The organism is Streptomyces sp. NPDC027663, assembly GCF_055566415.1.
Window position 1 is genome coordinate 22,230 of sequence record NZ_JBVHSK010000018.1, and the last position, 15,596, is coordinate 37,825.

The following is a 15,596-nucleotide window of genomic DNA, read 5'->3' on the forward strand; positions in this document are numbered from 1 at the left end:
GGCGGTTCAGGCGACCGGGAGGCGGTCTTGTCCACACCTGCTGCGTATGACGCGCCGGACGGTGGGGTCGCGGCCCGCGCCCGCGGGCTGACCAAGGCGTACGGCTCCGGTGAGACGGCGGTGCTCGCCCTGGACGCGGTGGACGTCGACATCGCCCGGGGCCGCTTCACGGCCGTGATGGGCCCCTCGGGGTCCGGGAAGTCCACGCTCATGCACTGCCTCGCCGGGCTCGACACCGTGTCGGCCGGTCAGGTGTGGCTCGGCGGGACCGAGATCACCGGACTGAAGGAGCGGGAGCTGACCCGGTTGCGACGGGACCGGATCGGGTTCATGTTCCAGTCGTTCAACCTCATCCCGACGCTGACCGCCGCCGAGAACATCACCCTGCCGATGGACATCGCGGGTCGCAGGCCCGATGCGCAGTGGCTGGACCGGGTCGTCGACACGCTCGGGCTGCGGAACCGCCTGCGGCACCGGCCGGCGCAGCTCTCGGGCGGTCAGCAGCAGCGGGTCGCGTGCGCGCGGGCACTGGCCTCCCGCCCAGAGCTGATCTTCGCCGACGAGCCGACCGGCAACCTGGACTCGCAGGCCGGCCTGGAGGTGCTGGGCTTTCTGCGCGGTGCCGTGGACGACCTCGGGCAGACGGTCGTCATGGTCACGCACGATCCCGGTGCCGCCGCCCACTCCGACCTGGTGCTCTACCTCGCCGACGGGCGGATCGTGGACGAAATGGAACGGCCGACGGCAGACGCCGTACTGGAACGCATGCGCCTCTTCACCGGGGCAAGCCGCCAGACCCCCGCTCTCGACGTGGTGCGTGGCCGGCGCGGCGACGACGTCGTCGCCCAGGAGGACTGACCCGGTGCTGAAGGCGACCCTGAGGAGCTTCCTCGCGCACAAGGGGCGGCTGGCGCTGTCCGCGCTGGCCGTGATCCTGTCCGTGGCGTTCGTCGCCGGCAGTCTGATCTTCTCCGACACCGTCACCCGCACGTTCGACCGGCTGTTCGCCTCCACCGCCGCCGATGTGACGGTCCAGCCCGAGCAGGACCTGAGGTCGGCCCGGCTGAGCGGTGCGGTGCAGACCCTGCCCGCCGCGCTCAGGGACCGGGTGGCGAAGGTCGACGGGGTCGCGGCGGCCCGCGCCGAGGTGTCGGTGCAGAACGCCGTCGTGGTCGACCGCCACAACAAGTCCGTCGGCCCGACCACCGGCGCCCCGACCATCACCACGGCCTGGTACGTCACCCACCGCAGCCCGGTGCGGCTCACCTCCGGACACGCCCCGCACGGCCCCGGGGAGGTGTTGCTGGACGCCGACACGGCCGGCAGGCGGAACGTACGCATCGGGGACTCGCTGACCGTGCAGGCGCAGCCGGGCACGCTCCGGGTGCGGGTCGTCGGCATCGCCACGTTCACCACGACCAACCCGGGCGCCGCGCTCGTCTTCCTGGACCCGGAGGTGGCGGGCCGCGTGCTGCTCGGCTCGCCCGCGAAGGCGACGAGCATCTCGGTGGACGCGGCCGGGGGCGTGTCCGACGCGGAGCTGAAGCGCCGGATCGGCGCGGCGGTCGGCACCGGCGCCTACGACCTGAAGACCGCCGGCGAGCAGGCCAGGTCGGCGGCGGCCGGCCTGGGCACGTTCCTGGACGTGATCAAGTACGTGATGCTGGGTTTCGCCGGGGTCGCGCTGCTCGTGGGCGTGTTCCTCATCGTCAACACCTTCTCCATGCTGATCGCCCAGCGCACCCGGGAGCTGGGCCTGCTGCGGGCGCTCGGCGCGGACCGGCGGCAGGTGCGGCGCTCGGTGCTCACGGAGGCGCTGCTGCTGGGGCTGGTCGGCTCGACGCTCGGTCTGGCCGCCGGGATCGGGCTGGCGTTCGGCCTGATCCGGCTGATGAGCGCGTTCGGGATGAACCTGAGGGCCACGGAGATGGTGATCGGCTGGGGCACGCCGGCCGCGGCCTACGTCGTCGGCCTCGGTGTCACCTTCGTGGCCGCCTATCTGCCCGCGCGGCGCGCGGCGGCCGTCTCCCCGATGGCCGCGCTCGTGGACGCCGAAGTCACCGGTGTGGGCAAGCCGTTGACGGTGCGGGCGATCGCCGGGGCGGTGACCGGGACGGCAGGGGCGGCGGCGCTGGCCGGGTGCGCGGCGGCCACGAGGACCGGGCAGGCCGCCTCGCTGCTGGGGGCCGGTGTCGTACTGACGCTGATCGCGACCGTGATCGCCGGGCCGCTGCTGGTCCGGCCGGTGATCCGGCTGCTGGGCGGGGCGTTCCCCGCGCTGTTCGGCCCGGTCGGCAGGATGAGCCAGCGCAACGCCCTGCGCAATCCCCGCCGTACCGGTGCCACGGCGGCCGCGCTGATGGTGGGCCTGGCCCTGGTGGGCGGGATGTCGGTGGCGAGCGCCTCGATGTCCGCGTCGTTCGACCGCCAGATCGACAACAACCTCGGCGCCGACTTCATCGTCCAGAACGCCAACTTCACGCCGTTCACCGGACGGGTGCGGGAGAGCGTGGCCCGCACGCGCGGTGTGGGGCTCGTCGTGACACAGCGCCTCACCCCGGTCGCCGTACGGCTGCCGGACGGCGACCGGGTCCGGACGACCGCCGCCGCGTACGGCGCCGGGCTCGACGACGTCGTGCACACCACCTATGTGCAGGGCGGTTCGCCGGCCGCGCTGGCGGACGGGCACCTCGCCATGGACGCCGACTTCGCCAGCGATCACGGCCTGCGCGTCGGCAGCGTCGTGCCGGTCGAGTTCCCGGGCGGACGGCACAGCGGGCTGACGGTCGCGGCGCTCACCGACCAGGACGTCGCGGAGGGCTTCGGCACCGAGGGCGGTCTCTACTTCGGCCTGCCGACCCTGGCGAAGTACGCACCGGACGCCCAGGACTCCGCCCTTTACGTCAACGCGGACCCCGGCACGAACGCGACGGACCTGCGGTCCCGGCTGGAGCGGGCGCTCCAGCCGTACCCGCAGGTGCAGGTACGCGACCAGGCCGACTACAAGGAGCTGGTGCACGACCAGATCGCGGTACTGCTGTATCTGGTGTACGCGCTGCTCGGACTGGCCATCGTCATCGCCGTGCTCGGGGTGGTCAACACCCTCGCGCTGTCGGTGGTGGAGCGGACCCGGGAGATCGGGCTGCTGCGGGCGATCGGGCTGGGCCGGCGGCAACTGCGCCGGATGATCCGGCTGGAGTCGGTGGTGATCGCGGTGTTCGGTGCGGTCCTCGGACTCGGGCTGGGGCTGGTGTGGGGCGTGTGCATGCAGCAGGTGCTGGCGCTGCGCGGGCTGACGGCACTGGCGGTCCCGTGGGGCACGGTCGTCGCGGTGGTGATCGGCTCGGCGGTGGTGGGCGTGGTGGCGGCGCTGCTGCCGGCGCTGCGGGCGTCACGGATGAACGTACTGGCGGCGATCGCCCACGAGTGATCACGTCCGAACGCGCATGCGCCCCGAGCTGGTTCCGCATGCTGGAATCCCGTGCCCGCGCGGACCGACCGTGATCACGATGACCACATGACAGACCTGTGTGTACGTCCCGCCGCTCCCGACGACCTCGACGCCGTCCTCGCCTTCTGGAAGACGGCCGCCGAGGGTACGAGCATCAGCGACGACCGCGCCGGCGTGGAGCGGCTGGTCACGCGCGACCCGGAGGCGTTGATCCTCGCCGAGTCGGGGGGCGAGCTGGTGGGCACGGTGATCGCCGGCTTCGACGGCTGGCGGTGCCACCTGTACCGGCTCGCGGTGCGTCCGGACCGGCGGCGGCAGGGCATCGGCTCGGCGCTCCTGGCCGCCGCCGAGGAGCGCTTCGAACGGCTCGGCGGCCGGCGGGCGGACGCCATGGTGCTGGTGCGCAACGAGTCCGCGCACCACGCCTGGCGCGCCGCCGGGTACGGGCCGGAGGAGCACTGGCGGCGCTGGGTGAAGCCCCTCGACGACTGAGCCGCACCTCACCGACGGAGCCGGCGTCACCGACGGGACCGGACGCAATGGCGGGCCGGACTCACGGGCGGGCCCGACGCACTGGCGGGACCGGCCTCGCCCGGAACCGGTCCCGTCGACGGAAATTCAAGGCTTCTTTGCTTATCCTTTACCATTGAGGGAGCACTCGGCCCTCCATGAAAGGTTGTGAGCGTCCGCCCATGGGCGAGCCTCCCGGTCCGCGACACCGCGCGTTCTCCCCAGCCCTGTCCGATCATGGGGAGGGGGTGACCCGATGACCGAAGTGCTCCTCCTTCTGGTGGCGATCCTGCTGTCGCTCGCCTGCGGCGCCTTCGTGGCGGCGGAATTCTCGCTGACCACGGTCGAGCGCGGCGAGCTGGAGCGGGCCGCCGAGCGCGGCGAGCGGGGTGCCGCGGGCGCCCTGAAGGCCGTCCGGAACCTGACCTTCCAGCTCTCTGGCGCCCAGCTCGGCATCACCGTCACCAACCTGGTGGTCGGCATGCTCGCCGAGCCGTCGATCGCCCGGCTGCTCGCCGGCCCGTTCCGCGCGATGGGCCTGTCCCCCGGCACGGCCGGCTCGGTCGCGCTGGTGCTGGGCACCGCCCTGTCGACGGTGTTCCTGATGGTCGTCGGAGAGCTGGTGCCGAAGAACTGGGCCATCTCCTCGCCCCTGGCCGTGGCCCGGCGCGTCGGCAACGCCCAGCGCTGGTTCAGCGCGGGCTTCCGCCCCTTCATCACCCACCTGAACAACACCGCCAACCATTTCGTGCGCCGGCTCGGCATCGAGCCCGCCGAGGAGCTGGCCTCCGCGCGCGGGCCGCAGGAGCTGGCCGCCCTCGCCCGGCACTCCGCCAAGGAGGGCGCCCTGGAGGCCGACACCGCCGAGCTGTTCGTCCGGACGCTGAACCTGGCCGATCTCACGGCGGAGAACGTGATGACCCCGCGCGTCCAGGTGATCGCCCTGGACACCCAGGCGACCTGCGAGGACGTGGCGAACGCGACCCGGGCGACGGGTCTGTCCCGGTTCCCTGTCTACCGGGGCAGCCTGGACAGCGTCGTGGGCACCGCCCACATCAAGGACGTGCTGGCCGTCCCCGCGGACCAGCGGCGCCACCGCACGGTCGCCCAGGTGATGCGCGAGCCGCTGCTGGTGCCCGAGTCCCTGACCGTGGACCGGCTGCTGGACCGGCTCGGCGGCAGGCGCACGATGGCCGTCGTCATCGACGAGTACGGCGGCACGGCCGGCGTGGTGACGCTGGAGGACATCGTGGAGGAGGTCGTCGGCGAGGTGCGGGACGAGCACGACCCGCACGAGATTGCCGACCTCGCTCCGGCCGGCGCGGACGAAGAGGGCCGGGCCCTGTACGCCGCGGACGGCGCCGCCCGCACCGACCAGCTCGCGCTCGTGGGACTGCGCGTACCGGAGGGGCCGTACGAGACGCTGGCCGGCCTGGTCGCCAGCGAGCTGGGCAGGATACCCGCGGCCGGTGACAGCGTCGAGGTGTCCGGCTGGCGGCTGGACGTGGTCGACGCCTCGGGCCGCCGGGCCGCCCGGGTGCTGCTGCATGCGCCCCTGGACGACGCAGGTGCGGCCGGAAGTCCCGACCGGTGGAGCGGTGAACGCACCCGCCGGCGGCGGGGCGAGACGCCGGAGGGGAGGACCCGATGACCGCCGTACAGCTGCTGATCGGACTGGCGACGCTCGTCGTCAACGCCTTCTTCGTGGGCGCGGAGTTCGCCCTGATCTCCGTGCGCCGCTCACAGATCGAGCCGCTCGCCCAGGAGGGGGACCGGCGCGCACGGAGCGTGCTGTGGGGCCTGGAGCACGTGTCCGCGCTGCTGGCCGCCGCCCAGCTCGGCATCACGCTGTGCACGCTGGTGCTGGGTGTCGTCGCCGAGCCGGCGATCGCGCATCTGCTGGAGCCGGTGTTCCACGCGCTGGGCGTGCCCGAGAGCGCCGGACACGTGGTGTCCTTCGTGATCGCGCTGACCCTCGCGACCTATCTGCACATGCTGCTCGGGGAGATGGTCCCCAAGAACATCGCGCTCGCCGAGCCGGTGCGCAGCGCGCTGATGCTCGGCCCGTCCCTGGTCGCCCTGTCCCGCACCCTGCGGCCGGTGATCTTCACGGTCAACGCGTTCGCCAACGGGCTGCTGAAGCTGCTCCGGGTGGAGGCGAAGGGCGAGGTCGCGGCGACCTTCACGGACGCCGAGCTGGCCGAGATCGTCAAGGACGCCAGCGAGGCGGGCCTGATCGACGACCGGGCGCAGGAACGGCTGCACGACGCCCTGGAGCTGGGCAGCCGGCCGGTGGGGGACGTGATCGTGCCGCTGCGGCGGGTGGTCTACGCCCGCGTGGGCGTCACCCCGGAGCAGTTGGAGCGGCTGTCGGCGGAGTCGGGCTTCTCCCGGTTCCCGGTGGTCGACACCGGCCGCCGGATCGTGGGGTATCTGCACGTCAAGGACGCTCTGGACGCCTCGCCGCGGGACGTGCCGTTCCGGCTCGGGGACATGCGGTCCATCGCGCGTGTGCGGGAGGGGACGCCGCTGGACGACGTGCTCACCGCGATGCGCGGCAGCCGGACGCATCTCGCTGCCGTGCTCGGCGACGACGGGCGCCTGGCGGGCCTGGTGACCATGGAGGACGTGCTGCGGGAGCTGTTCGGACAGCGCGCGCCAGGGTGACCACGGGACGACCTCGGAACGAGCTCGGGTGATCTCCGGAGGATCCCCGGGTGGTCTCCGAGGTGACCTGCCGGGTGCTTCCGGGACGAGTCCGGGGCGACCTCCGGGGTGATCCGGGGGCGATTCGGGGCCATCTGCGGGGGGTCCCGAGTGATCCGGGGCGACTTCCGGGGCGATCCGGGGGACGGTTCACGGGCTGCCTGCCGGGTGGGGACCCGGAGGTGATTCCTGGGCGACCTGCGGGGGTTCCGGGAGCAATTCCGGGGCCAGCTGCGGAGGGTTCCGGAGTGATCCCGGGGCGACCGACCGACGGGTATGGCGCCGGGATACCATCACTGTCGCCATGCAGACGAATCCCACACCTCCCCCGTACACCAGCCTGGTCGCGGTCGGCGACTCCTTCACCGAAGGCATGTCGGATCTGCTGTCCGACGGCTCCTACCGGGGATGGGCCGATCTGCTGGCCGCGCGGATGGCCGCCCGCACACCGGGCTTCCGGTACGCCAACCTCGCCGTGCGCGGCAAGCTGATCGGGCAGATCGTCGACGAGCAGGTCGACGTGGCCGCGGCCATGAACGCGGACGTCATCACCCTGGTCGGCGGGCTCAACGACACCCTGCGTCCCAAGTGCGACATGGGCCGGGTCCGGGGCCTGCTCACCGAGGCCGTGGAGCGGCTGGCGCCCTCCTGCAAGCAGCTGGTGCTGATGCGCAGCCCCGGCCGGCAGGGCCCGGTGCTGGAACGGTTCCGGCCGCGCATGGAGGAGCTGTTCGCCTGCGTGGACGAGCTGGCGGACAAGCACGGCGCCCTGGTGGTCGACCTGTACGGCGCGCCCGCGCTGGCCGACCCCCGGCTGTGGGACGTGGACCGGCTGCACCTGACGGCGGAGGGGCACCGCCGGGTCGCCGAGGCGGTCTGGCAGACGCTCGGCCACGAGCCCGAGGACGGCGAGTGGCACGTGCCGATACCGGCGACACTCCCGCCGGGCTGGGTGGAGCGCCGGGTCGCGGACGCACGGTTCGCCCGTCAGTACCTGCTCCCATGGATAGGCCGCCGCCTGACCGGCCGCTCCTCCGGCGACGGCCGCCCGCCCAAGCGCCCGGAGCTGCTGCCCTACGAGGGACACGCATAGCCCGCCCGGCCGGCGCGCCGAGCGGCTCGCGGCGGAGCGGGCCGCCCTCGCCGGGATCCGACGTGACGGGGCTCTCGTAGGTTCGCCCGAAGGACCCCATGGCCGTGGCCTGCACGAATCGCCAGTAGACTCTGGACACGTGACTTCTGCTCCCGCCAAGCCCCGCATCCCGAACGTCCTCGCCGGACGCTACGCCTCCACCCAGCTCGCCACGCTCTGGTCGCCCGAGCAGAAGGTGAAGCTGGAGCGGCAGCTCTGGCTCGCCGTGCTGCGGGCCCAGAAGGACCTCGGCATCGAGGTGCCGGAGGAGGCGATCGCCGACTACGAGCGTGTCCTCGGCACCGTCGACCTGGCCTCGATCGCCGAGCGCGAGAAGGTCACCCGGCACGACGTGAAGGCGCGGATCGAGGAGTTCAACGACCTCGCCGGGCACGAGCACGTGCACAAGGGCATGACCTCCCGCGACCTCACGGAGAACGTCGAGCAGCTGCAGATCCGGCTCTCGCTGGAGCTGATGCGCGACCGTACGGTGGCCGTGCTGGCGCGCCTCGGCAAGCTCGCCGGCGAGTACGCCGAGCTGGTCATGGCCGGCCGCTCGCACAACGTCGCCGCGCAGGCCACCACCCTCGGCAAGCGGTTCGCGACGGCCGCCGACGAACTGCTCGTGGCCTACGGCCGCGTCGAGGAACTGCTGGGCCGCTACCCGCTGCGCGGCATCAAGGGCCCGGTCGGCACCGCGCAGGACATGCTGGACCTGCTGGGCGGCGACGCCGCCAAGCTCGCCGAGCTGGAGAACCGGATCGCGCAGCACCTGGGCTTCTCGCAGGCCTTCACCTCGGTCGGCCAGGTCTACCCGCGCTCGCTGGACTACGAGGTCGTCACCGCGCTGGTGCAGCTGGCGGCTGCGCCGTCCTCGCTGGCCAGGACGATCCGGCTGATGGCCGGGCACGAGCTGGTCACCGAGGGCTTCAAGCCGGGCCAGGTCGGCTCCTCGGCGATGCCGCACAAGATGAACACCCGCTCCTGCGAGCGCGTCAACGGCCTCATGGTCATCCTGCGCGGCTACGCCTCGATGACCGGCGAGCTGGCGGGCGACCAGTGGAACGAGGGTGACGTGTCCTGCTCGGTGGTGCGCCGGGTCGCGCTGCCCGACGCGTTCTTCGCGCTGGACGGTCTGCTGGAGACCTTCCTGACGGTCCTCGACGAGTTCGGCGCCTTCCCGGCCGTCATCGCCCGTGAGCTGGACCGCTACCTGCCGTTCCTGGCCACCACCAAGGTACTCATGGGCGCCGTGCGGGCAGGCGTCGGCCGCGAGGTGGCCCACGAAGCGATCAAGGAGAACGCCGTCGCCACCGCGCTCGCGATGCGCGAGCAGGGCGCTGAGCGCAACGACCTGCTCGACAAGCTCGCCGCCGACGAGCGTCTGCCGCTCGACCGCGAGCAGCTGGGCGCGCTGATGGCCGACAAGCTGTCCTTCACCGGTGCCGCCGCCGACCAGGTCGGCGTGGTCGTCGGCCGGATCGAGGAGATCGTCAAGCAGCATCCGGAGGCCGCCGGCTACGCCCCCGGAGCGATCCTCTGACCCGCGCACCGCGCTCTGCCCGCTTCACCCAGGCGGAACTGGAGGCCGCCCGCGACCGTCTCGTCCCGGACGTGGTCGCGGACGGCCTCCGTGTGCTCTTCTGTGGTATCAACCCGGGACTGATGACGGCGGCGACCGGGCACCACTTCGCCCGCCCCGGCAACCGGTTCTGGCCCGTACTGCACCTGTCCGGCTTCACACCCCGGCAGCTCGAGCCGGCCGAGCAGGGCGAGCTGCTGGCGTACGGGCTCGGGATCACCAACGTCGTGGCGCGGGCGACCGCGCGGGCGGACGAGCTGACCGCGAAGGAGTACGTCGAGGGCGGGCGGCTGCTGACCGCCAAGGTGAGGCGGCTCGAGCCGCGGTGGCTGGCGGTGGTCGGCGTGACCGCCTACCGGGTGGCCTTCGATGACCGCACGGCCCGGGTCGGTCCGCAGGAGCGGACGATCGGGGACACCCGGGTGTGGGTGCTGCCCAACCCCAGCGGACTGAACGCGCACTGGACCGCGGCCACGATGGCGCAGGAGTTCGGCCGGCTGCGGGCGGCGGCGGACGCGGCCGGTCATGGCGGGTCGGTCTCCGTCACTATGCCGAGCAGCTGAAACGGCAGTTCCTTGTCCCACTGGGAGACGCCGAGCACGACCCACCGGTCCCGCTCCGGCACCCGCCACAGCTGGACGTCCGGTATGTGATGGCTGAGGCCGGCCCACGGTTCGTCGATGTCCTCGCCCTCCGTCTCCCGGCGGAAGACACTGTGCAGGCCGAAGTGCTGCGCCGGCCCCCAGCGCTCGCTGAGCCGCTCCGCGAGGCCGTCCCGGTCGGCCTCGTACTGCGCCGCGGTCTCCTCCCGTTCCGTGCCGTCGTCCTCCCAGAAGTCACCGCTGGTCTGTAAAGCGGCTATGTGGTAGCCGGGCCCGCTCTCGCCGTGCTCCGTCCTGCCGTGCGCGGCCGGGAACTCCCGGTCGCACAGCAGGTCGATGAGGGTCAGGCACGTCGCGATGTCCATGTGGTCCAGTAAACCGGGCACCACTGACAATTGGCGGGCCGTCAGTCCTCCCTCGTGGGCGCCGGTCAGGCCTTCTCCCTGTACACCGGTCAGGCTTCCTGCGTGCATGCCGGTCAGTCGTGCCTGCCGCCGTGGTCAGGCGTCCCGGCGCCGGAGGCTCCATCCGCCCGCGAGCAGGGCCGCCGTCGCCCACAGCGCAGTCACCGCGAGTCCGCTCCACGGGCCCAGGGTGCCGTCCCAGCCGCTGTGCAGGGCGACTTGGCCGGCCCGGTCGGGAAGGAAGTCGGCGACCCCGCCGGACAGGTCGCCGATCACGAAGGACACGATCAGCAGGAACGGGATGAGCACGGAGAGAGTCGCGACTCCGCTGCGCAGCACGGCCGCGAGTCCGGCGGCGAACAGCGCCATCAGGGACAGGTGCAGGCCGCAGCCGACCGCGCCGCGCACTCCTTCGGCCCAGCCGGGAGCGGACGCTCCGAGAACGGCCCGGCCCACCAGGAGCGTGACGAACCCGGTGAGCAGCCCGACGGCCAGCGTCGGCAGCGCGATCGCCGTCGCCTTCGCGGCGAACCAGCGTCCCCGGTCGGGCACCGCCGCGAGCGTCAGCCGCAGCGCGCCGCCCCGGAACTCGGACGCGACAGCCGTGGTACCGAAGGCGATCGCTGCGACCTGCCCGAAGTTGATGCCGAAGAACACCTGGAACAGCGGGTCGGGGTCGCCGGCGTCGGCGTCGGCCGAGGCCAGCGCGGAGAACGCGGCGGTCGCGACGAGGACGGCGGCGAGGGCGCCGCGCAGGGAGCGCAGCGTAGTGATTTTGATCCACTCCGCGTGGAGCACGGGTGCGAAGGACATGATCAGGCCTCCTGGGGCTGTGCGGTGAACTCGGCCTCGGCCGCGGTCAGATCGAGGTAGGCCTCCTCCAGGGTGGCCTCGTGGGCGGCGAGTTCCAGGACCGGAACGCCGGCTCCGGACATCAGCCGGCCGATGTCGTCCACGCGCGCGTGCCGCACGGTCCAGGTGCCGTCCGCGTCCCGGGACGCGTCGTGGCCGTGCCGCGCGAGGAGGTCGCCGAGGGCGGCGGGGTCGGTGGTGCGGACACGGACGTGGGGCTGCACGCGCGCGTGGATGAACTCCTGGACCGGTGTGTCCGCGAGCAGCCGGCCCCGGCCGAGGATCAGCAGGTGGTCGGCGAACGCGGCGGTCTCGCCCATCAGATGGCTGGAGACGAGCACGGTACGGCCCTCGGCGGCGAGCCGGCGCAGCAGTGTCCGGATCCAGATGATGCCTTCGGGGTCGAGTCCGTTGGAGGGCTCGTCGAGCAGCACGACCTCGGGGTCGCCGAGCAGGGCGGCGGCGATGCCGAGCCGCTGGCGCATGCCCAGCGAGTACGTCCGCACCCGGCGCCGTGCCACGGCCGCGAGCCCGCTCTCCTCCAGGACGGTGTCGACCCGGCGGGCCGGGATACGGTTGCTCGCGGCGAGGGCCCGCAGATGGTCGCGTGCGGTGCGGGAGCCGTGCGCGGCACCCGCGTCGAGCAGGGAGCCCGCCCGGCGCAGGGGTTCGCGCAGCCGGGCGTAGGCGTGGCCGCCGATCGTGGCGGTGCCGGCGGTGGGCCGGTCGAGGCCGAGGACGAGGCGCATGGTAGTGGACTTGCCGGCGCCGTTGGGGCCGAGGAAGCCGGTGACCCGGCCGGGGCGGACGCTGAAGGTGAGCCGGTCCACGGCCCGCCGGGCACCGTACTCCTTGGTGAGGTCTCGTACGTCGATGCTGGTCATGGCAACAGCCTGACCGGGCAAGGGGGTTCGTCTCCTCCCCCGCCGGTGGAGATCGTCTCCCCCGTGCGGGGGAAGTCCGTTGTCGGTGCCGCCTGCGACGATGTGGCCATGGCCCGCTTCCTGCGCCCGCTGCTGCGGTGGACGACGTACACGCGCCTGCTGCATCTGTGGGTGCCGATGCTGCTGGTCAGCGTCTGGCTCCTCGTCGTCCCGTCGACCCCCTGGGTGCCCGCGCTGTTCCTGATCCCGCTCGGTCTCGTGCCCGCCGTGCGGCTGGGCGAGGGCGTGCAGGCCCGGCTGCTGCTCACGCCCGGCGAGGCGGAGCCGGGCATCTCGCAGACCCCTTCGGCGTCGTGGCGGGACCGGCTGCGCACCGTGCTGTGGCTGGAGCTGCGGATGCTCCTCGGCGGAGTCGCCGGGTTCGCCTCGGTCTGGCTGCCCGTCCTCTGCTTCGAGCTGGCGCGTTGCGCTTGGGGGGAGACACCGGGCGGCGTCCCGCTGCTGGACCGGCTGCCGCCGCACCGCGCCTGGGCGCTGCTGGCCCCGCTCCCCCTGCTCGCCCTGTACGGGGTGGTCGTCGGGCTGGGCGAGCTGGTCACGGCCGGTGCGCGGCGGCTTCTCGGACCGTCGCCGGCGGAGCGGCTGGCCGCGCTGGAGGCGCGCACCGAGCAGCTGCTGGAACGCACGCGGATCGCGCGCGAGTTGCACGACTCCATCGGGCACGCCCTGACGGTGGCGGTGGTGCAGGCCGGTGCCGCGCGGGCGGCGGCCGACCCGGAGTTCACCGACCGCGCGCTGGGTGCCATCGAGGAGACCGGCCGGGCCGCCCTGGAGGACCTGGAGCGGGTGCTGGGAGTGCTGCGGGAGGCCGGGCGCCCGGTGAGCGCCCGGCCCACCCTGGCCGACGCCGGCCGCCTGCTGGAGTCGGCGCGGGTCTCGGGTGCCAAGGTCGACGCCGAGGTGACGGGTCCGGTCGAGGCGTTGCCCGGTCCGGTGTCCCGCGAGGGGTACCGCATCCTCCAGGAAGCGCTCACCAATGTGCTGCGGCACGCGGGCCCGGTGCCCGTGCGGGTGCGGCTCACGGTTGCCGGCGGCATGCTTGCGCTGGAGGTCCGTAATCCGCTGCCGGGCGCGATACCCGGCCCCGGGCGGGGCAGCGGGCTGCGCGGCATCCGGGAGCGGGCCGCGCTGCTCGGCGGCACCGCCCGGAGCGGTCCGGACGAGGGCGACTGGCAGGTGCGCGCGGAGTTGCCGCTCGGCTGATCTACGCTGGCCGGATGCCGGTCACCGTACTCCTCGTGGACGACGAGCCCCTGGTCCGAGCAGGTCTGCGCGCCGTGCTCGGGGCACAGCCCGACATCGAGGTGGTGGGCGAGGCGGCCGACGGCGCGGCGGTCGTTCCGCTGGTGCGGCAACTGCGGCCCGACGTGGTCGCCATGGACGTACGGATGCCGCTGCTGGACGGGATCGAGGCCACGCGCGCGGTGCTGCGCACGGTGGCCGAGCCACCGAAGATCCTCGTCGTGACCACCTTCGAGGACGACGAGTACGTCTACGAGGCGCTGCGCGCGGGCGCCGACGGATTCCTGCTGAAGCGGGCCAGACCGGCCGAGATCGTGCACGCGGTCCGGCTGGTCGCCGAGGGCGAGTCGCTGCTGTTCCCGGCCTCCGTACGGCGCCTCGCCGGCCGGTACGGCGACAGTGCCCGCCCGGCCCGGGCCACGCTGGAGCGGGCCCGGCTGACCGAGCGGGAGGCGGAGGTGCTCCGGCTGATGTCGAGGGGGCTGTCGAACGCGGAGATCGCCGCCCGGCTGGTGGTGGGCGCGGAGACGGTCAAGTCGCATGTGAGCGCGGTCCTCGCCAAGCTCGGGGCGCGCGACCGGACCCAGGCGGTGATCGCGGCCTACGAGTCGGGTTTCGTGGAGCCGGGGTGACCGCAGCGTCCCGCGGTGGGTGGTATACGGCACTCGCCGGGGGTGTGCCGGGCCGAGTACGATCCGGCCAACACGCCCGCGAGCTGGGAGGACGGACGGTGGGGCAGCTGACCGGCGGCGATCCCTCGCTGCTGCGAAGGATCAATTCCGCGGTGGTGCTGCGCGCCCTGCGTGCCACGGACTGCGCGACGCTCACCGAGATCACCCGCGTCACCGGGCTGTCCCGGCCGACCGTCGAGGGCGTCGTGGAAGGGCTCATCGAGGGCGGCCTCGTCGTGGAGGCGGCGGCCGACGAGGGCGGTGCGCGCCGGCAGGGGCGGCCCGCCCGGCGGTTCCGGTTCCGGGCCGAGGCGGGGCATCTTCTGGGCCTGGAGATCGGGCCGCACCGGGTCGCGGCGCTCCTGTCCGGCCTGGACGGGCGGGTGCTGGGCGCGCAGGCCAAGGAGGTCGAAGTGACCGCGCCGGCCGACGAGCGACTGGACCGGCTTCGTGGCGCGGTGGCCGAGCTGCTGCGCCGGGCCGGGGTCGCGCGCAGCTCGCTGCGGGCGGTGGGGGTGGGCACGCCGGGCATCGTGGAGGCGGACGGAACGGTACGGCTGAGCACGGCCCTGCCGCAGTGGACGGGCCTGAGGCTCGGTGAGCGGCTGAGTCGTTCCTTCAGGTGCCCGGTGCTGGTGGAGAACGACGCCAACGCGGCGGCGGTCGCCGAGCACTGGAAGGGGGCGGCGACCGAGACGGACGACGTGGTGTTCGTGCTGGCAGGGCTGAGCCCCGGGGCCGGTTCACTGATCGGCGGGCGGCTGCACCGCGGTTTCGGCGGGGCGGCCGGGGAGATCGGCGCGCTGCATCTGCTGGGCCGGGAGGCCACGCCGGAGACGTTGCTGTCCACCACCGACGAGCCGCTGCACCCGCTGGACGAGCAGGCGGTCGCCGAGGTGTTCGCGCTGGCCCGCAAGGGCGACGGGCGGGCGCGGGCGGCCGTCGAGCGGTTCATCCGGCGGCTGGTGCACGATGTGGCCGCGCTGGTGCTGGCGCTCGATCCGGAGCTGGTCGTGATCGGGGGCTGGGCGGCCGGTCTGGACGGCGTCCTGGAGCCACTGCGCCGTGAACTTGCCCGGTACTGCCTGCGGCCGCCCAGGGTCGCGCTGTCGCTTCTCGGTGAGGCGGCCGTCGCCACGGGGGCGCTGCGCTTGGCTTTGGGCCATGTCGAGGAGCAGTTGTTCGCGGTGGACGGCTCGGTGACGGGACGCTGAGCGGCGACGCCGGGTGCGGCGCGGTTGCCGATGCGGAGGGTGCGGGCGTCGTAGCAGTGCCGCGCCGCTGTGGCTGGGCGCGCAGTTCCCCGCGCCCCTGGGGAGTCGGCGGGGGCCTGGGTTGCGAGCGGGAGTGCGTCGGCGTATCGCCCTGCCGGGGGCGGGCGTCGTAGCAGTGCCGCGCCGCTGTGGCTGGGCGCGCAGTTCCCCGCGCCCCTGGGGAGTCGGCGGCGCCCTCGGTTGCGAGCGGGAGTGCGTCGGCGTATCGCCGTGCCGGGGGCGAGTG

At 73.4% G+C, this 15,596-nt stretch carries 14 protein-coding genes; 11 read left to right on the forward strand and 3 right to left on the reverse strand.

The features are described 5' to 3' along the window. Positions 1–27 precede the first annotated feature (27 nt). From ACZ4SF_RS32795 to mug, 8 genes are all read left to right on the forward strand, one after another. A complete protein-coding gene (locus ACZ4SF_RS32795; protein WP_468391786.1) occupies positions 28–858 on the forward strand; it encodes an ABC transporter ATP-binding protein in 831 nt (276 codons plus the stop codon). A 4-nt stretch (positions 859–862) separates the two neighbouring features. Next, positions 863–3,430, forward strand: a complete 2,568-nt coding sequence (locus tag ACZ4SF_RS32800; RefSeq protein ID WP_468391789.1) for an ABC transporter permease — start codon at positions 863–865, stop codon at positions 3,428–3,430. An 87-nt stretch (positions 3,431–3,517) separates the two neighbouring features. Continuing rightward, on the forward strand, positions 3,518–3,943 hold the full coding sequence (locus ACZ4SF_RS32805; protein ID WP_468391792.1) for a GNAT family N-acetyltransferase: 426 nt from the start codon (positions 3,518–3,520) through the stop codon (positions 3,941–3,943). Positions 3,944–4,217: 274 nt separating this feature from the next. Then, complete coding sequence (locus tag ACZ4SF_RS32810) at positions 4,218–5,612, forward strand: hemolysin family protein (protein ID WP_468391795.1); 1,395 nt, start codon at positions 4,218–4,220, stop codon at positions 5,610–5,612. Then, on the forward strand, positions 5,609–6,628 hold the full coding sequence (locus ACZ4SF_RS32815) for a hemolysin family protein (protein ID WP_468391797.1): 1,020 nt from the start codon (positions 5,609–5,611) through the stop codon (positions 6,626–6,628). Before ACZ4SF_RS32810 ends, ACZ4SF_RS32815 begins: the two co-directional genes overlap by 4 nt. 343 nt (positions 6,629–6,971) lie before the next feature. Beyond that, a complete protein-coding gene (locus ACZ4SF_RS32820; RefSeq protein ID WP_468391799.1) occupies positions 6,972–7,760 on the forward strand; it encodes an SGNH/GDSL hydrolase family protein in 789 nt (262 codons plus the stop codon). 139 nt (positions 7,761–7,899) lie between these two features. Further along, the gene (gene purB / locus ACZ4SF_RS32825; protein WP_468391801.1) at positions 7,900–9,342 is read left to right on the forward strand and encodes an adenylosuccinate lyase; all 1,443 of its coding nucleotides are present in this window, start codon (positions 7,900–7,902) and stop codon (positions 9,340–9,342) included. A 38-nt stretch (positions 9,343–9,380) separates the two neighbouring features. Then, the gene (gene mug / locus ACZ4SF_RS32830; protein WP_468392034.1) at positions 9,381–9,944 is read left to right on the forward strand and encodes a G/U mismatch-specific DNA glycosylase; all 564 of its coding nucleotides are present in this window, start codon (positions 9,381–9,383) and stop codon (positions 9,942–9,944) included. Here mug and ACZ4SF_RS32835 read toward each other — a convergent pair. The 3 genes from ACZ4SF_RS32835 to ACZ4SF_RS32845 all read right to left on the reverse strand — a co-directional run bounded on the left by ACZ4SF_RS32835 (position 9,905) and on the right by ACZ4SF_RS32845 (position 12,123). Continuing rightward, complete coding sequence (locus ACZ4SF_RS32835) at positions 9,905–10,348, reverse strand: hypothetical protein (RefSeq protein ID WP_468391804.1); 444 nt, start codon at positions 10,346–10,348, stop codon at positions 9,905–9,907. The genes mug and ACZ4SF_RS32835 overlap by 40 nt on opposite strands. A 135-nt stretch (positions 10,349–10,483) precedes the next feature. Further along, on the reverse strand, positions 10,484–11,200 hold the full coding sequence (locus ACZ4SF_RS32840; RefSeq protein WP_468391807.1) for an ABC transporter permease: 717 nt from the start codon (positions 11,198–11,200) through the stop codon (positions 10,484–10,486). Positions 11,201–11,202: 2 nt separating this feature from the next. Then, entirely contained in the window at positions 11,203–12,123 is a 921-nt protein-coding gene (locus ACZ4SF_RS32845) for an ATP-binding cassette domain-containing protein (RefSeq protein ID WP_468391810.1), read from the reverse strand. Positions 12,124–12,231: 108 nt separating this feature from the next. Here ACZ4SF_RS32845 and ACZ4SF_RS32850 point away from each other — a divergent pair, with 108 nt between their 5' ends. The 3 genes from ACZ4SF_RS32850 to ACZ4SF_RS32860 all read left to right on the forward strand — a co-directional run bounded on the left by ACZ4SF_RS32850 (position 12,232) and on the right by ACZ4SF_RS32860 (position 15,310). Continuing rightward, entirely contained in the window at positions 12,232–13,386 is a 1,155-nt protein-coding gene (locus ACZ4SF_RS32850; protein WP_468391813.1) for a sensor histidine kinase, read from the forward strand. A 14-nt stretch (positions 13,387–13,400) separates the two neighbouring features. Further along, positions 13,401–14,057 (forward strand): response regulator transcription factor, encoded by a 657-nt coding sequence (locus ACZ4SF_RS32855; protein ID WP_468391816.1) that lies wholly within the window; start codon positions 13,401–13,403, stop codon positions 14,055–14,057. Between the two features lie 98 nt (positions 14,058–14,155). Next, a complete protein-coding gene (locus ACZ4SF_RS32860; protein WP_468391819.1) occupies positions 14,156–15,310 on the forward strand; it encodes an ROK family transcriptional regulator in 1,155 nt (384 codons plus the stop codon). Positions 15,311–15,596 lie beyond the last annotated feature (286 nt).